This window comes from Dongia soli, from assembly GCF_034044715.1.
Classification (GTDB): domain Bacteria; phylum Pseudomonadota; class Alphaproteobacteria; order Dongiales; family Dongiaceae; genus Dongia_B; species Dongia_B soli.
This window is the reverse complement of sequence record NZ_JAXCLW010000002.1, coordinates 357684-380133: the sequence shown is the minus strand read 5'-3', so window position 1 is coordinate 380133 and position 22450 is coordinate 357684. Positions and strand designations below refer to the sequence as shown.

General features: G+C 56.9%; 19 protein-coding genes. 10 read left to right on the top strand and 9 right to left on the bottom strand.

The genetic code is table 11. The features are described from left to right. Positions 1-37: 37 nt before the first annotated feature. Positions 38-1255 (bottom strand): aromatic ring-hydroxylating oxygenase subunit alpha, encoded by a 1218-nt coding sequence (locus SMD27_RS08280; protein WP_320507896.1) that lies wholly within the window; start codon positions 1253-1255, stop codon positions 38-40. Between the two features lie 202 nt (positions 1256-1457). Between SMD27_RS08280 and SMD27_RS08275 the strand changes: the two genes are divergently transcribed. After that, positions 1458-2357, top strand: a complete 900-nt coding sequence (locus tag SMD27_RS08275; RefSeq protein WP_320507895.1) for a LysR substrate-binding domain-containing protein — start codon at positions 1458-1460, stop codon at positions 2355-2357. A gap of 53 nt (positions 2358-2410) precedes the next feature. Here the strand turns inward: SMD27_RS08275 and SMD27_RS08270 are convergent, their stop codons facing one another. From SMD27_RS08270 to SMD27_RS08250, 5 genes are all read right to left on the bottom strand, one after another. Continuing rightward, complete coding sequence (locus SMD27_RS08270; protein WP_320507894.1) at positions 2411-3751, bottom strand: NAD(P)/FAD-dependent oxidoreductase; 1341 nt, start codon at positions 3749-3751, stop codon at positions 2411-2413. A 147-nt stretch (positions 3752-3898) separates the two neighbouring features. Continuing rightward, complete coding sequence (locus SMD27_RS08265; protein ID WP_320507893.1) at positions 3899-4987, bottom strand: GlxA family transcriptional regulator; 1089 nt, start codon at positions 4985-4987, stop codon at positions 3899-3901. Positions 4988-5074: 87 nt separating this feature from the next. Then, the gene (locus SMD27_RS08260; RefSeq protein ID WP_320507892.1) at positions 5075-6283 is read right to left on the bottom strand and encodes a phosphatase PAP2 family protein; all 1209 of its coding nucleotides are present in this window, start codon (positions 6281-6283) and stop codon (positions 5075-5077) included. Positions 6284-6481: 198 nt separating this feature from the next. Beyond that, positions 6482-6898 carry an RNA polymerase-binding protein DksA gene (gene dksA / locus SMD27_RS08255; RefSeq protein WP_320508648.1) on the bottom strand — a complete coding sequence of 139 codons (417 nt, stop codon included), beginning with the start codon at positions 6896-6898 and terminating at the stop codon, positions 6482-6484. 156 nt (positions 6899-7054) lie between these two features. Continuing rightward, positions 7055-7480 carry a flagellar assembly protein FliX gene (locus tag SMD27_RS08250; protein ID WP_320507891.1) on the bottom strand — a complete coding sequence of 142 codons (426 nt, stop codon included), beginning with the start codon at positions 7478-7480 and terminating at the stop codon, positions 7055-7057. 405 nt (positions 7481-7885) lie between these two features. Here SMD27_RS08250 and SMD27_RS08245 point away from each other — a divergent pair, with 405 nt between their 5' ends. From SMD27_RS08245 to SMD27_RS08235, 3 genes are read left to right on the top strand one after another with little or no spacing between them, the layout of a single operon-like run. Then, a complete protein-coding gene (locus SMD27_RS08245) occupies positions 7886-8977 on the top strand; it encodes a flagellar basal body P-ring protein FlgI (protein ID WP_320508647.1) in 1092 nt (363 codons plus the stop codon). Beyond that, positions 8977-9330, top strand: coding sequence for a rod-binding protein (locus tag SMD27_RS08240; RefSeq protein ID WP_320507890.1), 354 nt, complete (start codon positions 8977-8979; stop codon positions 9328-9330). Before SMD27_RS08245 ends, SMD27_RS08240 begins: the two co-directional genes overlap by 1 nt. Then, positions 9327-9764 carry a hypothetical protein gene (locus SMD27_RS08235; protein ID WP_320507889.1) on the top strand — a complete coding sequence of 146 codons (438 nt, stop codon included), beginning with the start codon at positions 9327-9329 and terminating at the stop codon, positions 9762-9764. The genes SMD27_RS08240 and SMD27_RS08235 overlap by 4 nt, the downstream gene beginning before the upstream one ends. Before the next feature lie 23 nt (positions 9765-9787). On the opposite strand, the gene SMD27_RS08230 is transcribed toward SMD27_RS08235, so the two are convergent. Continuing rightward, entirely contained in the window at positions 9788-10291 is a 504-nt protein-coding gene (locus SMD27_RS08230; protein WP_320507888.1) for a hypothetical protein, read from the bottom strand. A 405-nt stretch (positions 10292-10696) separates the two neighbouring features. Between SMD27_RS08230 and SMD27_RS08225 the strand changes: the two genes are divergently transcribed. Then, positions 10697-12937: a flagellin N-terminal helical domain-containing protein gene (locus tag SMD27_RS08225; RefSeq protein ID WP_320507887.1), complete on the top strand. Its 2241-nt coding sequence runs from the start codon at positions 10697-10699 to the stop codon at positions 12935-12937. Positions 12938-13039: 102 nt separating this feature from the next. Here SMD27_RS08225 and SMD27_RS08220 read toward each other — a convergent pair whose 3' ends face one another. Continuing rightward, the gene (locus SMD27_RS08220; protein ID WP_320507886.1) at positions 13040-13765 is read right to left on the bottom strand and encodes a tetratricopeptide repeat protein; all 726 of its coding nucleotides are present in this window, start codon (positions 13763-13765) and stop codon (positions 13040-13042) included. Next, positions 13762-17262, bottom strand: coding sequence for a tetratricopeptide repeat protein (locus SMD27_RS08215; RefSeq protein WP_320507885.1), 3501 nt, complete (start codon positions 17260-17262; stop codon positions 13762-13764). Before SMD27_RS08215 ends, SMD27_RS08220 begins: the two co-directional genes overlap by 4 nt. Before the next feature lie 328 nt (positions 17263-17590). Here SMD27_RS08215 and SMD27_RS08210 point away from each other — a divergent pair, with 328 nt between their 5' ends. The 5 genes from SMD27_RS08210 to SMD27_RS08190 all read left to right on the top strand — a co-directional run bounded on the left by SMD27_RS08210 (position 17591) and on the right by SMD27_RS08190 (position 22408). Further along, positions 17591-19849: a flagellin N-terminal helical domain-containing protein gene (locus SMD27_RS08210; protein WP_320507884.1), complete on the top strand. Its 2259-nt coding sequence runs from the start codon at positions 17591-17593 to the stop codon at positions 19847-19849. Between the two features lie 143 nt (positions 19850-19992). Then, the gene (locus tag SMD27_RS08205) at positions 19993-20349 is read left to right on the top strand and encodes a flagellar biosynthesis repressor FlbT (protein WP_320507883.1); all 357 of its coding nucleotides are present in this window, start codon (positions 19993-19995) and stop codon (positions 20347-20349) included. A gap of 47 nt (positions 20350-20396) precedes the next feature. Further along, positions 20397-20846 carry a flagellar biosynthesis regulator FlaF gene (locus SMD27_RS08200; protein WP_320507882.1) on the top strand — a complete coding sequence of 150 codons (450 nt, stop codon included), beginning with the start codon at positions 20397-20399 and terminating at the stop codon, positions 20844-20846. A 126-nt stretch (positions 20847-20972) separates the two neighbouring features. Then, positions 20973-21650, top strand: a complete 678-nt coding sequence (locus SMD27_RS08195; protein ID WP_320507881.1) for a hypothetical protein — start codon at positions 20973-20975, stop codon at positions 21648-21650. Positions 21651-21664: 14 nt separating this feature from the next. Further along, on the top strand, positions 21665-22408 hold the full coding sequence (locus tag SMD27_RS08190) for a hypothetical protein (RefSeq protein WP_320507880.1): 744 nt from the start codon (positions 21665-21667) through the stop codon (positions 22406-22408). Positions 22409-22450: the final 42 nt, after the last annotated feature.

The window sequence follows — 22450 nt, the reverse complement described above, 5'->3', positions numbered from 1 at the left end:
AAGGGCGGCATCTGGCCGCCCTTTCGCGTTTGATCGCTTATTCCGCTGCTATCCCTGGCGCAGGCTTCTGAGATGCCAGTATAAGCTTTCCCGCCAGCCAACGATGGAAGCAATGGGTCGGCGGATCCATGCGCGGCGAGAAGACACCACCGGTGAAGCCCGGCGACTGGCGCCCCCGCTGCATGCGTTGGACGACATCAACATCTTCGTCGAACACCACTTTCCAGGTGGAAAGATTGGCGCCCCGTGTCTTGGCGTAGGTGTCGCTCGTCGCAGCATCGCCGACATAATAGATTTCGAGATGCTCGATCGTCCGATCGACATCCACCGCTTCCAGCAGAATGGCGAAATAGTGGTCCTGATGGATGCCCAGAAGGACATTGGGGAACAGCGCGGCATATTCCGCCGCCTTGGCCCATTTGGCCGGGAGGTTCGGGAAATGAGGCAGGTCCGGTCCGTTTTCGACGAGGAGCGGCGTATAGGCCGTGCTGCCCTGGCCGGCGAAAGCGCCCTCTTCATTGATATTGTAATGGTCTTCAAGCTTGGAATAGCTGTTAAGTCCAGGATGCACGATCGGCAGGTGATAGGCCTCGCAGTAATTCTCAACTGCGAGCTTCCAGTTGCAGTTCACGGCGAGCTTCAGGGAAGAGTCCGGCCCGGCATGGCGGATCAAGCTCATGTCGAAGTCTTTCCAGCGCTCGCGGATCTTGGCGCTGAATTCATCGAAGCTGACAGCGTCGCCCGACAGATTGACGAAGATCATATCCCAGAACAGAACCGAACGAACGCCCTTCAAGCCGTGCTTGCTTTTGTCAAAGCCTTCGCAGCTATGCTGCTTGGCACCACCGATATTCGGCGTTGCCGTCAGTTTGCCTTCAAGATCGTAGATCCAGGAATGATACGGGCACCGCAACGAATTCTGCACATTGCGCGGCTCATCGAGAATAACGGCGCCGCGATGACTGCAAACATTATGGAAGACTGCGATGCTGTTATCGCGCCGACGCACCATCAATAGCGGAATACCCATCAGGCTGGTCGGTTTTGCGTCGCCGGCATTGGGGATATCCTTCCCGAAACCGATGCAGGTCCAAGTCTTCGCCAAAACCTGATCGCGCTCATAGCGGGCGAAATCGGCGCTCGCATAGGCTTCATTGGGCAATCCCGAAGCGACTTCGATCGGCCGCAGCACATTCTGAATGGCCGCCGGTTGAAACGGCAGATGGTCGGCTGATGTCGAGTGATGTGAATGCATATTGGATCGGCCTTATGGAAAGAAGCTATTCCGCCACTTTCAGCTCAACGGCCGGGCCTTGTGAAGCCGCTTTAATTTAATCTATCCATAACATATGATCATGTTTTCCGACGTCGCGATCTTATGAATGGGATCATCCGCCGCCGGTTCGTGACAGGATTTTCACAGACAAATGAATAGGTTAAGACGATTTTTGCCGCCCGTGACCAGCCTTGTGGTCTTCGAGGCAGCAGGCCGCCTGAATAACTTTACGGCAGCATCCCAGGAACTCAACGTGACCCAGGCGGCGGTGAGCCGACAGATTCTCGGGCTGGAGAGCCATCTGGGCGTGACTTTGTTCCATCGACAGCACCGCCAGGTCCGATTGACCGCCGAAGGAATAGCTTTGCACCAGGCCGTGAGCCAGGGCCTTCTTGCCATCGTCGACTGTGTGCAGCGGCTGACCGCGGCGCAGAATCGATCGGCGATTTCGATCGGTGCGACTTTGGGTTTTGCCACCTTATGGCTGATGCCGCGTTTGAGCGAATTCAATGCCGAGCATCCGGACATTCAGTTGCGGCTGATTTCCTCTGATACGCTCGGCAGCCTGGCAGATGAACAGTTGGATCTGGCAATCCGCTACGGTACCGGCAACTGGAGTGACGTGCATGCCCAGCGGATGTTCGGCGGCGAAGTTTTTCCGGTTTGCAGCCCCAGCCTACTGAAACGTTTCCCCATCCCCAATGGCATCGCGGATGTCGAAAAACTGCCACTGCTGGAAATGGAGATCGTCGATCCGAGCTGGACGACGTGGGAGACGTGGCGAGCCGCGAATTCAGCGCATCCCAAATTGGGGTCCAGACGACTGCGATTCAACAATTACCCACTGCTGATCCAATCGGCTATCGCGGGCCAAGGTGTTGCACTTGGTTGGCGCTACCTGATTGACGATGCATTGAATGCCGGACAGCTCGTCCGTCCCTTTCCGGGCAGCTTCAAAACCGATCTGGACTTCTATCTGATCGAACCGGCCAACCGCCGTGAGAGCCCGGCGGTGGCGGTACTTAAATCGTGGCTGCTGAAACATGCGGCCAAGGCAGCCGTGAACGATATTCCCGCCTGAATGAAACCGGGTGTCGGCAAATCCGCCGGCACCCGGTCCAAGCATCAGCCGAATCAGCTCCAGGGGAAGGGCGAATTCGAGGTCGGGTGCAGCTTGCCTTCGGCAAAGCGTGAGAAGCGGAAGGGCTGCAGCAGTTCATCGCCCTTGCCGCAGATATCGTCCGCCACCAGCTTGCCGACGCCGATCATCTTATAGCCATGATTGGAATCGGCGATGAAATAGGCGTTGCTCGCAAACCGGTCAAAGACCGGGAAGCTGTCCGCCGTGAAGCAGCCGATACCGCCCGACGGCTCCTTCTTATACTTCGGCATCTGCCCCATGAATCGCTTCTGGCAGAAGGCCAGTGCCGAAACCCACATATGGGCAAAGTCGTCGCCGACGATGAATTCCGGGCTTTCCGGCCCGTAAGGATCGACGCGAACCTTATCGATCGGCGTCTGCACCTTGAACGGCATCGCACCGCCCTGAACGCCACCGAAATGGAAGTCTGGCTTGTAATAGATGCCCCAGAGCTTATCGGTGATCAGCGAACCGTCGACATCGGAATAGAGCGGCGCATCGGTATCCACGTGAATGACCGGCGGCATCTTACCGTCATTGGTCTTCTGATAGTCCGGATCGACGCCCAGCGTTCCTTCCTGCAGCGACCAGTAAACCCACATCGGCACATTCTCATGAACCTTGCCATCCCGCCCCTTGATCGAGATCGCATCGGGGAGATCGAGCATGTTCCAGATTTGCCGCACCCAGGGACCGACACCGACGATCACCTGTTCGCAGTTGATATTGCCCTTATCGGTTTCCACCGCCGTGATCGCGCCGGATCCGTCGCGCTTGAAACCGGTGACACGGATACCCGTGACGATACGGACGCCTTCGGATTCGGCCTTCTTCGCCAGACCATAGATGGCGGCGGTATTATTGGCGTAACCGCCCTTCTTTTCGTGCAGAACCGACGTAATGCCTTTGGCCTGCCAGTCGCTGAGAATGTTCTGCATGTATTTCATGCAGTCCTTCTCACCTTCGATAAATTCCGAGGTATAGCCGATCTCTTTCTGCTGCTTGTAGATCGAGGCCACATCCTCATGCATCACTTCCGGGCTGATCTGCATATACCCAACCGGATGATAGGAAAAAGCCTCCATATCGCTTTCCCAAACGGAAACGCTATGGGCCATCAAGCGCCGCATCGCCGGCTGGTAATAGTTGTTGCGGACAACGCCGCAGGCAATGCCGGAGGCACCGGCGGCGATACCGCTCTTATCCAGGACGATGACGTCGGCACCACCACCCTTCCCCGCCTTTCGTAGGTTTTCCGCCAAATGCCATGCCGTGCTGAGGCCGTGAATACCGGCGCCGATCACGACGTATTTAATGCTTTCTGGCAACGCCATTGAATCCTCCATAGGTCGGGAGTTGTTCCCGGTGATTTTCCCGCCTAAGGCTCTGCCCGAATGACCCTGGCGACCCATAGGCCTTCGCCGGAAAACATCAAAATTTCGACAAGAGTTTAACGGAATCGACGAGAGTCCACCCGGCGATCAGAGCCGGCGGTCGCGCCGTGGCAGGATGCCGAAATACCGCTGATAGACCGTGCTGAAATACGAAGCAGACGCGAAACCGCAACTGACGGCGATCTCAGTGATCGGCAAATCTGTCTGTTTCAGCAGGGAGCGAGCCCTTTCCATGCGCAGTCCCTGGTAATAACCGCTGGGCGTACAACCAAGATATTTTTGGAATAATCTCTCAAGCTGGCGCTGCGAGGTCTTCAGGCGTTTGGCCAGGACGCTCGGCGAAAGCGGTGTATCAAGATGCTGCTCCATCAGCCGAACCGCGTTGACCACGGCGGCATTCGATGTCCCAAGGCGATAACGCAGATCATTGCGCTGGCGGTCCTGTGACTGCCGCGCCGCACCATGAATGAACTGCTCGGAAACGGCCCGTGACAGCCGCTCATCGTGATGCTGCGCGACCAGATAAAGCATCATATCAAGAACCGCGGTGCCGCCCGCGCAAGTGGCGATCTGCCGATCAACGACGAAAAGCTCGTCGGATACCTTCAGGGCGGGATAGTTCTCCTGAAAACCGGCTTTATAATCCCAGTGTACCGTACAACGATGATCCTCGAGCAAGCCAGCCCGGGCCAGAATAAAGCTGCCCGTACTGACGGCACCGATCAGGACGCCATGCCGCGACTGTCGACGGAGATAGCTTTCGACAGCTGCGCTATGGAACTTGTCCGGATCAAGTCCGGCACAAACAAGAATCATGTCGAGGTTGGAGGCAACCGCATCCCGCAACGCTGTCGTCGCGATCATGACGCCGCTATTTGACGGAACATCACCACCTGAAGCGGAAAGCAACACCCATTCATACAGGCCCTGCCGCGTGACTAGGTTCGCACTGCGCAACGGCTCGATGATCATGGAGAAGGAAATCAAGGCAAAGCGCGGTACGAGGATGACACCGATCCGACGGCACCGCGCGTCGCGTGCTACCAGGGAAGGAACAGGCCGGGTATCCGCCGCCGGCGGTTGCACGGAGACCACCAGTGTCGCGCTCTCGCTTTGGACGTTTCTTTCCTCCGCTGCCGCAACAGCCATGGTCGCTTTCCGCGTTCCTTTGGTCATCCAATTGTCCGAATTGTCATTTCGTCCATCGCGGCATACCTAACTCTGCCGAGAATAGCGTGCGCAGCAAGCTCGCGTGAAGACGGCTTATTGGCTTGCCGGTATCGTCTCGGCCTCTGGATTTCTGGGGATTCCCCAGAGCAATCTCTTTACGACCGTCAAAGACAAAATACCGCCAGCCAGCCGCCAACAACACCAGGCTCCAAACATCCCGAGATAGCCGTCGATGGCGTAATGCCAGCCGAGCTCGATCGAAGCGATGAAGATCAGAGCTAAAAAGATGAATCCGCACACGGCAGCTCTTCGGCCATAGGCCGAGCACAACCGGGCAATCAGCCAGCTGGAGGCGACATGGAGGCTGGGAGCAGCCGATATCCCCAACCCGGCCTCGAAACGACCGCTTGTATAGCCGTTCCACAGATGTGTTTGCATCGATAGGGCGGTGAGAGGCACATGAAAGAAGGTGCCAAATATCGAGAATCCTAGGCTTTGAGAGATCGTATGAAGATGTGCCATTTGCCCAGCATAGGGATCCGCGCCGGGATTGAGTTGACCGAAATAGCAGGGTCCGGCCGAGCTCAGGATCATCGCAACGAGATTTCCCATCAGCGGCCAGAGAATAGTCTGAGCTAACAGATATTGAGCGCGCAGCCGGCGGTTCCGCATATTTGCGACTTGCAGGAGCAAAGCCGTCATCATCGCGAGGAACCATACGGTATATGTCCAGTTCAGAACAAAAAGCGATATCGTATGACCGAACAGCGGATCCAGCCATTCCCAGGGTAATCGTCCGAAATGTAGTCGTTGATCCCAGGTCATCAGCGCCACGTCCCACACATAGGGCTTGAAGATCGGAATCAAGACTTTCAGATAACTGAACGAAGAAACGAAGACCGGCCAGATCAGCAAAACCGGTAGAGCAAGCATGAGGCGCGAGGCACTAAGATAGTCGTCTCGTAACCGCTTGCCGACGAATGTCAGCAGATCCGGCTGCCGCTTTATCCGCTTCAGATAAAGAAACCAAAGAGCAAAGACGCAAAAGCAGCTAAGAGCGAGCGCGATCAGCACGCTGATATAGGTTGCACCGATATCGTGCAGAGGCGATATCGGCGTATCATAGTGTTTTTGTATTGCCGCACAGAAAAAGTAGTAGATGGCCGATATGCAGATCAGCAGGCTATTTTCGCGACACGATTTTTTCAGAAGATAGAGGTAGCGCCGAGCGTTGCCCGCCTCAATCTTTCGCAAGCCGGCAGATGGCACAAATGCCGTCCGAGGATTGAAAAGGTCATTCATGGCGGGAACTCTTCGCCGGGCCAATAAAAGGCTAGTCCAATAAGGCTCAGTGCGAGTATCCGCCGCCACAAATTAAAGAGTGGTTAGCTTTAAAAGGACCGCGTCGCTGCGTGAGACATGCGGAAAAACAAAAATCCGGTGGATGTGCACCAATGCAGCTTTCCACCGGATGTATGCTTACTTTTGGGGCCCCTGCCGTCAGTCGTCGCGATGGGTACGTTCCATCCGCTCGTGACGCTCTTGGGCTTCGATCGACAATGTCGCGATCGGGCGGGCTTCAAGCCGCTTGATACCGATCGGTTCACCGGTTTCTTCGCAATAGCCGTAAGTGCCGTCTTCGATCCGAAGCAAGGCCTCATCGATCTTAGAAATCAGCTTCCGTTCCCGATCCCGAGTTCGAAGCTCGAGCGCACGGTCTGTTTCAAGTGAAGCTCGATCTGCAATATCCGGCTCTGACAAACTCTCTTCCTGCAGATGATTGAGAGTTTCGTTCGACTCCTTCAACAACTCGGCCTTCCATGCCAGCAACTTCTGCCGGAAGTACTCCTGCTGCATCGGATTCATAAAGGTCTCAGTTTCGCTAGGTCGGTAATCGGGCGACAGCAGCGGTTTCATACGCTCCTCGGTGCGCGGTTCAAAATGACTCGTCCCTGCCCCCTGCCAAAAGCGCAGGAATGGCGCGGAGTATAAGAAAAAGCCGTGTCCCCGCAAGCGGCAAAATATGGCCGCCTTGCCGGCCATCATATTGTAAAATTTGGTTTCTGCTGGGAATTAAACCGAGCGGGACAACTTTGCCAATTCGACGGCTGCCCGCAATTCGATTTCATCGAGAATGCTCTGCAGTTCGGGATCCTGAAACTGCTCGCGCTTGGCTCGCACAAGTTGCGCCAAGCCTTCTAATTTTGCCATCGGAATCACGCCCAGTAACAGGCCCAGGCGAATTTCCTCCAACTGGTCGAGGATCGATTCCCCACGCTGCTTGGCGCGGCTCCGGGCCCGCCGTCCTAGAGTTTCATCAGTTTCTTGGACAGTGAGAAGAGCCGCAAGAGAGTTAAGTCCTACGGGAGACTGCATCCGCGCTGCGCCCGCGGTTTCAGGCTCCGCGAGATTCTTGGCGAAATCAGTGCTGCCTGTTGTGGTTGTGCCGCCGGCCTTGCGTGCTGCTGTCGGCCGCGTCCCGGTAGGATCAATTTTCATCGGGTTTCGACCTGTGAGGAAGGTTTAGCTGTCATGTTATATCGGCCCATTCCTAACAATCCATTACTTATTTCACGAGATGGTGCAAGGGTTTGGAGGCCGGATCGAATTTCACCGGGAAGATTCTGCCGTTGCGGATCAGATGGTAGATCCTCTTTACCGCCGGAACGAGCTCTCTTTAGTTCACTATCACTTTAGTTAAACAAATTCCCGTACATTTCAATATCTTAGTTTAAGAAAAATTTGGCACGATAATGGCATATGGACAGCCAACGCGGCCAAGAACTGGCCGCTAGACGGGTTGAAGACCCAGGAGCCGTTATGCAGCCGTTGCACCGCTATTTTTCCCCTACCCGGCGCTATTTGTGGGATCGGGGTCGCCATTTCCTCGCCGGCCTCCTGATCATGGCGATGGCGCTTCCGGCAATGACTTGGCCGCAATCGGCTCAAGCGGTCTCCCGGATCAAAGATATCGCGACCTTCGAAGGGGTGCGCGAAAACCAGCTTGTCGGCTATGGCTTGGTGGTCGGCCTGAACGGCACCGGTGACGACCTGAAGAAGAAAGCCGTTTTCACCCGCGAAAGCCTCATCGGTATGTTGGACCGATTGGGCGTGAATGCCCGCAGTACAGATCTTGAGACCAAGAACGTCGCCGCCGTCATGGTAACGGCAACCCTTCCGCCTTTCGCCCGCCAGGGTTCCAATATCGATATCACGGTTTCATCGCTTGGCGATGCCACCAGCTTGCAGGGTGGCACGTTGTTGGTCACGCCGATGCTTGGCGCCGATGGCGAAATTTATGCCGTTGGCCAAGGTCAGGTCACGACCGGTGGCTTCTCGGCGCAGGGCCAGGCAGAATCGGTGGTCAAAGGCGTTCCCACCAGCGGCCGGATTTCCAATGGCGCAGTTGTCGAACGCGAGGTTCCTTTCGATATCTCGGCCCTCAAGAATCTGAAAATCGCCCTCCGTAATCCGGATTTCACGACATCACGCCGCATTGCGGATGCCATCAACGGCATCGCGGGCGCGGGAACGGCAACGGCAATCGATTCCGGTACGGTCGAGTTGAATGTCGGTTTGCGCGGCGTGGATCCCGCTTCACTGATCACCAGCATCGAGCAGTTGCCGATCGATCCAGATACGCCGGCGCGGGTGGTGGTTGATGAAACCACGGGCGTCATCGTCATCGGTGACAACGTGCGCATCAGCAAGGTAGCAATCGCACAGGGTAACCTGACGATCCGGGTCACCGAAACACCGCAGGTATCGCAGCCAAGTCCGTTCTCCTCCACGGGCGTTACAGCCGTGGTGCCTCGCACTAATATCAACGTGCAGGAAGGCGGCAATCAAAAGCTCGAAGTCCTGCAACCCGGCGTCTCGCTGGAGGATTTGGTGGCCGGCTTGAACAGCCTTGGCATCGGTCCGCGCGACATGATCTCCATTCTGCAATCGATCCGCACCGCCGGTGCGTTGCAAGCTGATATCGTGGTGCAGTGATGGATAGCGCCTTTCAGCTCGCGTCGCCGGTTGCCGCACATCAGATGATCGGGACTCGTCCCGTATCCGCGCATAAGGTTCCTGCCGATCTCGCTTCGGTTGACCCCAGGCTCCTTGCGTCATCGCGCGCAGCGGCAGAGGATTTCGAAGCGTTTTTCGTCACCCATTCCTTCGCGGATATGATGGGCGATATGCAGCCGGATGCGCTATTCGGCGGCGGTGAAGGTGAAAGTGTATTTCGGTCATTTCTGCTGGATGAATACGGCAAAATGGTTGCTAAAACCCAGGGCATCGGAGTCGCCGATACCGTGCAGCGCGAATTGCTGCATCTCCAGGAGGTTCCAAAGAAATGACGAAGTCATCACGTATCGCGGAACTGCTTGCCATCACCTCGCGCCTCATTGCCTGCATGGAGCGGGAAGTCGAGTTGCTGCGGAACCTGAAACCGCAAGAGCTACGTCAGTTGCAATCCGATAAGATGGCCCTGGCAGATGCATATCGGGCCTTTGCCCTGGCCCTGCGTGAACCGGCACCGGAAAGTGAAGCCGTTGACGATGTGCTGCGCCAGGAATTGGTGGAAGCGACCGAAAGATTTCAAGCTGCGGTTCAAGACAATCTTCGTGCGCTACGCGCCATGCGGGATGTCAATGAGCGCGTCATGCGGGCCATCGTCCATGCTTTGGAAGAACCGCGCGCCCAGGTGACCGGTTATAACAGTCGAGGCGTACTGACCAAGAGTCGCCGCCAGGCTGCAATGGGTCCAGTCGCTGTCCAGCAACGAGCCTAGCGCGTTCGCTGACCCGTAACCGCTCAGATCGTGATATTGACCGGTTTTGCCGTTGTCGCACCGGTGGCAATGGAAGCCGGAGCAATAGCCGCATGTGCCGGTTGAGAGCCGGCAGTCGATGTAACGGCAACGCTACCCTGACCTGACGTCATACGACGTTTCACATCCGCAGATCCTGCCCCTTCCGTCGCGCCAGGCACCGAAGAAGATTTGGTCTCACCCCGGCGCTGCTCGGCATAAAGTTCCAGCACGCGCTGCGATGGGATTTGGGAAATCGGCTCGCCCGTCATCGGGTCTTGATCAAGCAGGACGACCCGGCCGAAATCGGGCTTGTAAACATATCGGAAGCTGTCATAGCGCAACACTGAGGGATCAGATACCGTTGCAGCCGCCACGCTATTCTCTCCCTCTTCGCGGATGACTGCGGCGCGCGATTGATCGGTCTGATCGTATATCCCTTCAAGCGCACCGGACCGGGCACTTAAAGCGCCCGAGAAGGGGCGAATTTCCATGTCCATATCATTCATGGCCGTTGCGCTCCATTCTGACGGGACCCCCGGCTGCAAGGGACAAAACTCACACCACAACCATCTTCCCATAAGTAGACCACGCCTATGATGCAAATTACATGACGTAAATTAGAAGTCAAGCGCACGAATTCGCTTATAACGCGAACACCCATGCAAAATCTGCCCGGTAAATCTGCTTCACGTCGACGCCTCATGGGCGGCAAATACCGCCGGTTGAAGGACCTTTTCTTCCGGTAGGAATCTGCCCTAGTCGAGCCTGCGGGACGCTCGTTTTCCAAAAATTCTTTTTCATATCAATGTATTATAACTTGGCACGATGCTTGCTTATTACAGGTTCGACCGATTTAGGTTGCCTGCCGTTAAAGGACGGTAGCCCTCGATACGCAATTTGGGAGAACCCACATGGCTGGTAACGATATCACCCTTACGTCTGGCATTCGCAGCAACCTGCTTTTGCTGCAGCAGACCACTTCGTTGATGGACCGGACGCAGCAGCGCTTGGCAACCGGCAACAAGATCAACACGGCCCTTGATGGTCCGGTTGCTTTCTTCGCGGCAAAGGGGCTGACCCAGCGCGCCGACGACTTGAATCTGCTCAAGAGCCAGATGGACCAGTCGGTCAGCACGATCAAAAGTGCCGATACTGCCGTTACCCAGATTGAAACGTTGCTCGACCAGTTGAAGGGCAAGGTTCAGCAAGCTCAGGACAACCTGGGCGATGACGCCAATTCCGTCTCCCTGCGCAAGAGCCTCGCTCAGGACTACAACGAAATTCTCCGCCAGATCGACGATCTGGCGAAGGACAGCACCTATCAGGGTAAGAACCTGCTGGTCGGTAGCGGCCTTCGTCTCGACGCTACCTCTTCGTCGAAGAGCGCTGTGAACTCGCTGGATGGCATCTCGAATGCCAATACCACCAATGTCACCAAGCCTGACGATTATGTCGTCAGCGTCACGGGCTCCGGTGCGATTTCCGCCAATTCCAGCGACGTTGCCGATGCCGAAGAGGAACGCGGAATCAGCAACCTGTCGATCAGCGGGTTCCAGAGCAAGACGAAGGGTAACTTCGATCCCGTCACGATCAAATATGTCGGCGGCAAGGGCAAGGATAAGACCTTCACTGTCACCGAAGGCGATGTGACGGTCAGCAAGACCTTCACGCAGGCACAATGGGCCGCGGCAAAGGCGACCGGTCAGATCCTGAATTTTGACACGCAGTTCCCCAGCGGCACTCATGTCAACTTTGACATCAATTTCGACGATATCGACAGCGTGCCGGATACCAATGGTGTCGGCACCTCGACCATCGAGAAGTTCGTCGACCTTGACGTCGCCGTGACCAATATGAATGGCATCGGCGAGAAAATCGTCCGCAGCGGAGACAATCTCGAGGGCCAGCAGAAGCTTGCCAATGGCGAGAATGCCTGGGGCTTCGATACCGGTACGGCTCGCTTCACAATCGACGAACGCAAGCTCCTGAACTCCTCGGATTATCCGGCAACGATTGGCGGCGGCTATGGCCGCGCCGCAGAAGCGATCGCCGGCATTCCCTCGATCTCGGCCGACAACATTACTGGAGACTCTACATATACAGTAACGGCCCAAGCGGATCCGGCAAACTTCGATTTCTCCACCGGCCGCTTCACCAGCTACAGCGTTTCACTGACCGGCCCCGGTGGTTCCGACACTCAGGCCGTGACCGCGAATGGCAGCGTTACCTTCACGGGCGTTGCGGACAATGCCGGTGATGCAACCGTTGATTTGCGCACGACGGGCTTGAATGGCTTGACGATTGCTTCGGCATCCGATGCTGCGCAAGCGGACGGCACCGAACGCATTTCCGGTGTGGCTCTCTCTGCCGGCGCTATTGCTCTGACATCGATCGGTGGTCTGGCCGACAACTTGCCGCATAAGCTCACCTATTCGATCCAGGCATCGACTACGAGCGCGACTATCGTCCTCGATGACGGCTATGGTGGCAAGTCGACTGTCGAAATTCCCTTGACGGGCGGCGCAACCAGCATCGACTTCACCATTGACGGCGGCGTCAATGACGGCGCGAAGATTACCCTGACCCTCGGTGCCGCCTACTCCATCCCGCCGAATTCGGAAGGCCAGGTCTCGTATAACGCGATCGGCAAATTCACCGGCCCGGATCAGGCCCAGTTCGACGTCCGCGCGGCCAATACCGGGCAGACGGCGACAATGTCCACGGTCCAGGTCACCGATGGCACCGACGCAAACAACATGATCGTGCAGTTGAACGAAACCAATACCAGCATGATCACGGTCGTCAGCCAGAACGTACAGACCGATGGTCAGGGACTGCAGATCGATCAATCGCAGAATGGCTGGCTCGACCGAGCTGACATCAATTATGCAATGGACCAGCTTAATGCAGCCACGCTGAGGCTGCGGGCGGCGGCCTCCTCGCTCGGCACCAGCGTCGACGTTATTACGACACGGCTGGATTACACGAACTCCTTCACCAACGTCTTGTCCGAAGGTGCCGGCAAGCTCACGCTCGCCGACCAGAACGAGGAAGGTGCGAACATGCTGCAGCTGCAGACCAGACAGCAGCTCGGCACCATCTCCCTCAGCCTCGCTAACCAGGCCCAGCAAGCGATCCTGAAGTTGTTCTAATTATCTCGAAGACAAATCGCCCGGTGGAAATACCACCGGGCGATTTCTTTTTTCGACGCAAAGAACGATTAGGCGCTAGGCTGTCTGGCGAAACGGAACCGATTAGATCTGTCCCGCCTTTTCCAACTGATCCGCCTGACGGAGCAGCCGTTGGGCCGCTTCATACTGCCAGTTGTTGGTATAAAGCACGGCCAGGCCGCGCATCGCGGCAATATGTTCCGGTTCCGCTGCCAAAACCTTCTTATAAGCCGCTTCTGCCAATTCGAACTTATTTTGCTCCTCGTAGCATTGGGCAAGCTGATGCCAACTTTGCGCATCAGTTGGCTTCCGAGCAGTCAGCCGCTCCAGCTCGATGATGGCGCCCGCCATGTCATCGGCGGACAGCAATAATTGAACGAGGTTACGTCGGGCATCCTCATAACTTGGATCAAGGGCGACAGCTCTTTGGCTAGCGGACATGCTTTCCTGGAAAAGCTGCGCGCGAGACAACGCGGTAGATAAATTATTCCAGTACAAAGCCGTCTCCGGCGACAGCTCCGTCGCGGCCCGAAGTTTCTCTATACCTAGGCCTTCCCGTCCGGTCTGGCAGAGCAATAATCCGTAAAGGTGCAATCCTTCTGGATGATTGGGTCTCGCTTCGAGGAGTTCACCTAGAGCTTTTTCCGCTTCTTCGAAACGCCGCGCGTTCAACAGCGTAACGATCGGCTGGATCATACTGGCTACCGCTTGATCAATCGTGGCACGCGCCGTGACATCGGTTTTCATTCCGTTCTTTTTGATCGATTGCCGGTCTTGTTTAGCTTGACGTCGTCGTTCCGCCCTATTCATTTATGCGCCCCTTTGCTGCGCTCGATCATGGCTTCCATATCCTGTGCTAGGCTCGACATTGCGGATGCCCAATCACTTCCATCACCCTGGCGATAGAGACGCATGGAGGGATACCAAGGTGTTTCCCGGTGTTCCGTCGATAGCCATCGCCAATCAGCGACACGCGGCACCAAACATGCCGTGGTGACGCCGAGGGCTGCGGCAAGGTGTGCCGTCACATCATCAACCGCGATCACCAAATCCATCGCCGCCAATTGCGCAGCATAACTGCGCAAATTGCTTTGAGGATCGATGGATGGATCACGCACTGCCTGCAAATCCAGGCTGTCGAAGACTTCGTGCAACTCTTGCTGTGCCGGTCCTGGCTGCAACGACACGAAGCCGTAGCCAGCCATGCGCAAAATTGGTCGCCACAAGGCCAGCGGAATTGCCAGATCGCCACCGCGCCAGCATAAGCCAATCAAACGATCGCTCGAGAGAGCCGCCCGATAATCCTGCCGCAATGCCGCGGCCCGGATGAGATCGACGTGCAGATATGGCACCGTCTCGCCGAATGTCGCGGGATTCACCCCGTACCGTCCGCCGAGATCCGCCAACGCAATCTGGCCGGTCAAATCGAGGCCTGCAGCGTCCTCTTCGCTGAACGAACCGCTGGGAAACAATGATATGTCGGGCATGGCAGCGGAGAGCAACGGGATCAAGCGCGGGTCCACTTCAGCGGCGACGAAATCAGCTTCCCGCTTGGCCGCCTTCAACCAGCGGCTGAACATGATCTGATCGCGCAAGCCGGCTTCCGGGCGGATGGCAAGTCTCTGCTGCCCCAACGACATCCCGCCCAACACACCATCCGTTAGGTCAGGTTGCTTTAGCTCGGCCCCAACCCGGCCAACGCCGGCAGCGAAGCGGTATCGATAACCGTTCCAGCCGGCAACATAATCGCCGCGTCGCAAGGCGAGACAACCGAGAGCATATGCGGCAACCGAATCATCGGGCTGACCGCTTAGAACCTTTTTGTAATTGGTTTCCGACGTATCGAAATCGCCATTCGCCGCCTGCAACGCCGCCAAATATAGTCTCGCCTGCCGATGTTCAGGATCCAGTCGCAGCAATCGCGCGCAATAATTACCAACCTCCTCAGGCAGACGCAGAGCTTGATAGATCTCGATGCCGAGTAGCAGGACTTCCTGATTGCGATTATCTACGGACATCGCCTCACGCAGGGCTTTGGCCGCGTCCTCCATCCTTCGCTCCGACAGCAACGCTTTGATGTAATCACGCCAGTAACTGATCTGCCGCGAGTCAATCGTTGCGGCCCTGCCGAGCAGGCCGATTGCATCCTTATTGTGCCCGGTTTCCAAGGCGATCGCCCCGAGACCGGCCAGAGCTCCGGCATGCTTGGGCGCTTCCGCCAGAATGGCGCGATAATATTGTTCGGCGTCATACTTGCCGCCGAAAGCCCTGGCTTGTTCCGCGGATCGCAGATACTGCGTCTGGCGAAGCCGGGCGAACGTCTCATCCTCACAACCGGCAAGCCGGGTTGCGATCTCAGCGATAACAGCTGACCAGTCTTGGCCCGGTTTGTTCCGGAACAATTCGAGACTGGCATACCAAACCGTATCGCGGCGTTCCGGCTGCAGCCAACGCCAATCGGACGCCGCCGGGATCATCACGAAAGTCGGCTTGCCCAATGCACCGGCCATATGCACCGTACTATTATCGACGGAGACGATCAGATCCATCGCCGTCACCTGGGCGGCGAATGAATCCATGTCTTTCATCGCATCGATTTCGGAATCGATATAAACCTCAAATCCATGCGATCGCCGGAACTCATCAACGTCCTGTTCGATATTGCCGTATTGCAACGAGATGAAAGCGCAATCCGGCGTTTCGAATATTGGTTGCCAGAAAGGCAATTCGACGGAGCGTGTAATAGCGCTGCCACTATTACCGCTGCGCCATGAAATACCGATCAGCTTCTTGCCCGGGAATAGCAGCCGATAGCGTTCCCGTAAGCGTATTACCTGCTTGGAATCAGCAATCAGGAAGCCGCTGCGCCCCGGATAATCGCTCATATCCACTTTCAGAAGATGCGGCAGATCGCCGATCGGGCAATGCGCGGTGATGCCGTGTTTCGACCAGAACTCGGATGGTAGCTTCTCTCTATAGCACGCGATCATATCGGGGAAGCTGCGCTGGAACAGCGCCACGAGCCGCGGATTCGTTTCGATGGCGATTCTCGAGACGATAGGACGGCAAGCGATGGCCATGGCGCCATACATGACCATATCGCCAATTCCCTGCTCGCGCCAAATGACCAGGCCGCCCTTATCAAGCGGCTGTCCGTCCCACTCGGTGAGTGGCAGGTCCCATTTCGGCTCGCATCCGCTCCGCTTCCAGCGCCAGTGATGCCGGCTCCAACCTTCTGCGTAATCGCCATTACGGATCTTTGTCAGGGAGACGGAGGTTTGTGCATCCCCCTCTTCGGGGTCCAGTGCGGCGACCCGCTCCATCAGGCGTTCGCCTTCCAAGGCATCGCCGGTCAGGATTTTGTGACGGGCCAATTGCAGCAAGGCTGGAACGAAATCCGGCTGTTTCGCGATGACGGCTTTCAGAATGGTTTCCGTCACATCACGTTCTTCGAACTGCGCGAAGGTTTCCGCCGCCATAGCGCACGTATCCCACAGCGCCAGAGAGCGGTCGGTAATGTCCTGCATGGCCGCCATGGCGGCATCGACACGGCCCAGTCGCTTGAGGCAGATCTGCAGCATCACTGCAGATCTGATCGATTGCGGGTTCAAACTGAGAGCCCGGCTGGACACCTCGGCCGCTTCTTCGACCTCGCCTAACCAAATCAGCGCCCAGGCGAGGGTCGTCGTCGCGCTTTCCGACTGCGGATCAAGGGCAAGCAACCGCCGGCTGAGCTCGGCAACCTTATCCGGCATGCGTTGCCTCTGCCGAACAGAAACGAGATTGCGGAGCATCGTCCCATGATGGGGATCGATCGCCAGGCCATTTTCATAGGCTTCAGCAGCAAATAGCAAATGACGCATCATCTGCATCAATTCGCCAAGGGCTAGGTGGTACGTGGTATTCTTTGGGTCGTGAAGGATTGCGTGGCGGAATCTGGCCTCGGCTTCAGGATAGTTCCTGGCGTCGCGCAACAGCACCCCGAGATTGAAATTGGCCCGGGCGTCATCGGGCCGCAGCGACAGTATTTTTTCCAACGTCGCTTTCAGTTCCGCTTTACGTCCAGCATCATGATCCAGACGTGCTGCTATCTGTAGCTTGGCGATCTCCGCCTCGACGGCCGGATCGGCCGTCGGTGCCTTCACACCTATAGGGGCAAATTCGGTGCTGCCCAGCTCGTCCGTTTCTTCGCCAATGACCAAACAATCGAGAACGAGTTCCGCTGCCGCACTGTCCGCTTCGCCACGGACGGGTTTCGCGAAGTCTGCTTCCCTGGATAAATTGAGCTGAATCGGAAATGTCGACATAGAGTCCGCGCCAATGACAATTCGGCGCAGTCTACGAAAGTTGTGGTTAACAAGACTTTAATACGGAAATCAATCGGTTAGGCCCCATCTACCCGTGCAAATCTTGCCCACTTTGAGCCATAGACCAGGCAATTTTTGCCTGATCGGGCATTTTTTTCCCTGCACTCGCGAGCAATCATTCTCTCAAACGGCAAGGTTTTCCTAGGGATCGGCAAGAATTTCGTGGTTGGCATGATCATTGCTTCCTACCTCTGCGCTGACTTCAGCCCGAAGTGAGCTCGTGGCGCAAAAGCGCACGGTCATATCGTCTCCAAAGGAGCATTTTTAAATGGCTGACTCGATTGCCCTTTCGTCTGGTATCCGCAGCAACCTCCTGCTGCTGCAGCAGACTTCGACCCAGCTGCAGAACACCCAGCTGAAACTTGCCACCGGCAACAAGATTAACTCGGCCCTTGACGGCCCGACCTCGTTCTTCTCGGCCCAGAGCCTCAACCAGCGCGCTGGTGACCTTGACGGCCTGAAGGACGGTATCGGCCAGGCCATCAGCACCCTGAAGGCAGCCGATTCCGGCATTACCCAGATCACGAACCTGATTGAGCAGGCCCAGGGCTTGACCACCCAGGCGCTGAGCTCCCTTGGTAATGACGCTGGCTCGGTTGCCACGCGTAACAGCCTGGCGGATCAGTATAACACCCTGCTCCGCAACATCGACTCGCTCGCCCAGGACAGCGGCTATGCCGGTAAGAACCTCCTCGTCGGCAGCGGCCTGCGCCTGGATGCGACCGCCAGCAGCAAGGCCAATGTCAATGCCCTGGCCGGCATCAGCGGCGCTTCGGTGTCGAATGTTACCAAAGCCGACCAGTACACGATCGAAGTGACCGGTGACGGCGCGATCTCCGGTAGCACCAAGGACATCGCCGATGCCGAAGAACTGCGCGGCATCAGCAACCTGAACATCTCCGGCTTCGATTCCACCAAGGCCGGCAATTTCGATGACATCAGCATCAAGATGAGCGGTGGTAAGGGTAAGGACAAGGTCTTCACGATTACCGAAGGCGACAAGTCCACGACCCTGACCTTCACCCAGAAGCAGTGGCAGGAAGCCAATGCCAATGGTGATGTGCTGCATGCTGCGGTTTCCTTCAACAGCGGTACGAAGGTCAGCTTCGACGTCAACTTCGAAGACATCGAAGATGTGGCTGATACCGCCGGTGTCGGTACCTCGGTCATCGAGAAGAACGTCAATCTGCAGGTCAAGGCGACCAACGCAGCGGGTGAAACTATCGTTCGCGATGGCATGAACTCGTTGGGTCAGGGTAAGATTTCGAACGGCGAGAACTCGTTTGCCTTCGATTCCGGCACCGCGCGCGTCACGGTCGACGAACGCCAGATCCTGCAAGGAGCGGCCTACAACCAGGCGGTCAGCTCCACTTACGGCACAGGTGCCGGTGCGATCAACAGCATCACCACGAGCAGTGCGGTAACCGCTGACTCCACCTACTCGATCAGTGCGGTGGGCAGCAGCTTCAACTACGTCACCAATCAGTTCGATACCTACCAGGTGACGCTGTCGGTTGATGGTTCCGCCGGCACGGCGGTTGCCGTTTCGGCCGCCAATGCCAGCAACGTCACCCTGAGCGTCGGTGGCCTCGATTTCGCTACCGATCTCAATCTGGGTGAATTGACCAAGCTGACGACTGACGCCGCCGCGCCCGTTACGGCAGATGTTACGGCGACCCAACAGGTCACCGGCATCAGCGCGGATCAGATCGATATCTCTAGCGTTGATCCGACGAAATTTGCCGATAATACGGTGACGGGCTTGACCTACACTGTCGACGCGACCAGCGCCGACAATGCCACGGTCACCGTTACCGATGACAAAGGTGGCAAGTTCGTTAAGACTGGTGTCGATCTGACGGGCGCAGGCCCGACCAGCATCGATATCACCATGGGCGGCGGCACCAATGATGGCGTGAAGTTCAGCCTGACGCTGAACAGCAGCGTCAGCAATGGCACCGCGATCAACGTCACGGCCAAAGTCAAGGGCGACTACACCGGCTTGGCCTATGACGGCTCCAGCTCGAGCCCGAAGCAGGTCACGGCGAAGTTCGACGTCCGTGCGGCGCATACCTCCAACGACGCCGTCCTGGAGACCAAGCAGGCGGTTGACGGCACCGATGCCAATAACATGGCGGTGCAGTTGAACGAGACCAACACCAGCAATGTGACCGTGGTCAGCCAGAACGTCCAGACCGATGGTCAGGGCCTCAAGCTCGACCTCGCGCAGAACGGCTGGAGCGACCGATCCGACATCGAAAATGCTGTGAAGCAGCTCGATGCGGCTAAGTTGACCCTGCGTGCTGCTTCGTCCGCACTCAGCACCAACCTGAACATCATTCAGACCCGCGAAGACTACACTGCGGACTTCACGAATGTGTTGAAGGAAGGTGCCGGTAAGTTGACCCTGGCCGACCAGAACGAGGAAGGCGCCAACATTCTGACGCTGCAGACGCGTCAACAGTTGGGTACGATCTCCCTCAGCCTGGCCAATCAGGCGCAACAGGCGATCCTGCGGCTGTTCTAAGCCGAACGGATCGGATAGAGTTGGGCGGCGGCGGCAACGCCGTCGCCCGCTTCTCCCAAAGGCCCGACCGATCTGGTCTGGCGGCTCAGCCCGAAATTGGTTAAACCGCGGAAGTGGGCTGAGTGATTCCAAGGAGAAGCAATTTGCCGCTGAAGTTCTCTCTACGCCCCGGGGAAAAAGTCATCGTCAATGGCGCCGTCATCGGCCGGGGCGAGGAGCCGGGGACTTTCTATCTTTATAACAAGGCAAATTTCCTGCGCGGCCGTGAGGTCATGAAGGAAGATTCGGCTGATACGATCGAGAAGAAGCTCTATCTCGTTATTCAGCTCATTTACCTCTTCCCCGAAGACGCCGCGGAGAGCTTAAGGAAATTTGAAGCAATTCTGGCCCAGACTCTGGCGGAACGGCCGGATTCGGCTGCGGATCTGGAACAAGTGGCACAGTTCGTGCGTAATCAGGACTACTACCGGGCGCTCAAGTTGACCGCGAAGCTATTCTGACAAGTTCAGAGCAGCATTGACCGGTCCGGCCCGATGGAGAGCATGGGATGAAGCAACCGATCGGTTATAGCAGCAAGCCAACAGCCGGCGATGCCAGAAGCACCGAGGCCTGGGCTTTGGGCGAAGCCTCGCGGCGTCTGGCCTTGGCGGCCAAGGCGGACGATCAGGGCGCATCCCTCCGCGAGGCATTGCGGCTTAATCAGCGCCTCTGGTCCATCTTCCAGGCCGCATTGATGGAGCCGAATTGTCCCTTACCCCAGGAGATCCGGCAGAATGTGCTGGTTTTGTCGGTCATGGTCGACCGCCACATTCTCCAGCGGCTTGGTGACCTCGACGGGAGCAAGATCCAACCCATTCTTGATATCAACCGGGCGATTGCCGAAGGTCTGGCTCAGAAACCGGCGACGCCGGCCGATGCCGCCGCCCGCCCCGCCCCGGTTCCCACGTCGACTGCCGGTACCGAGCCGGCCCGCCCCATCATGCGTGTGTCGATCTAACGCGAGGAGTTAATCGTGGCCAGCACCAGCGCCCTTCAGCCCACCAGCACGCTTTTCGGCTCGACCTCAGGCACTTCCTCGTCCTCCTCCAGCTCGACCGCTTCATCATCGGGCGATGCTGCGTCCATGCTGGAGGCGATCAATAATCAGGTCGCCGCGCTGCAGAAACAGAAATCGATCCAAACGCAAGATTTCCAGAAGCAAACCAACGACGTCCAGGTCGATAACCGCATGACGGCCCGGGATGTCGGTGTCTTGCGGCAGAATGACTCGCGACTGAACGTATTCAGTTCTCTTTCCAAAGGCGATGCGGCGGATTTCTTCACCTTCAGGGTCGCGACATCGGCGCAGACCCGATTCGGCGTGCTGACCGCCAATGAGGGCGATGACAAGAATACCCGGTTCCAAATCATCAACCAGGCCAGCGGTACGGTTATTGCCGATTCTGATCCGAGTACCGGCGATGCGCATGATGTCTATACCCAGCTTCAGAACGGCAGCTACAACATGCAAGCCGGCACTTATGTCATGCGTATAACGCGCATGGACGATTCAGTATCGAACCAAAACACTGAATATAACTATGCCGTCCAGCTGTCTCAGGGAACGTTTACCAAGGATTTCGACACTGTCGAAAAGGAAGCCCAGGCAGGTGCTGATCCCTTCGGGCTGGGAGCGAACAACTCTCTCGATACCTTGACCGCCTCTCTTGGTTCAGCGGTGTCGATGCTGCAATCTTTGCCGCCAATCGGAACCTCTGCGACCGATAAACTGAACGGCGTCTTGCTCAACAGCATTCTTTGATATCGAGGCTGGTGATGAATGAGATTCAGGCGCCCCAGGGCAACCAGAGCAACCAGCCTTTGCGTATCTTTATCGGCTACGACCATCGCCAGGCCGTCGCCTATAACGTTCTGCAGTTTAGTCTCTATCGTCGGAGTTCGAAGCCGCTGGCAATCTCGCCACTGGTGCTGCCTAGCTTGCCGCTGACACGGCAGGGGCTGACCCCGTTCACCTTTAGCCGCTTTCTGGTGCCGTGGCTGTGCGACTACAAAGGCTGGGCCCTATTCCTGGATATCGATTTTCTCGCCCTGGCCGATGTGGCCGAATTATTCGCCCTGACCGATGGTCGCTATGCCGCCATGGTCTCGAAAAATGAAAAGAAATTCGAATGGGCAAGCATGATCATGTTCAATTGTGGTCATCCCGCCAATCGGATTTTGACCCCAGATTATGTCGAGGATCCGCAGCGCTGCCGATCGCCCCACACGATGGATTGGCTGAGTCCTGACCTGGTCGGTGCCGTTCCTGGCGAATGGAACCATCTGGTCGGCTATGACGCGCCACGCAGCGACGCGAAGATGGTGCATTACACGCAGGGCATGCCGATCTATGAGGAAACCACCGGCAGCGAATATCGGGATGCCTGGCTGGCCGAGCATAAGAAGAGCAATGCAACCACGCCGTGGCAGGAATTGATGGCACGCTCGGTTCACGCCGGCCGCACGGCCGATGGACGGATTGTCGCTAAGTTACATCCAGATGCGGTGGCCGCTGCCTAAGACGGCACAGTCGATAAGCCATAAACCCGGCCAATGGCCGGC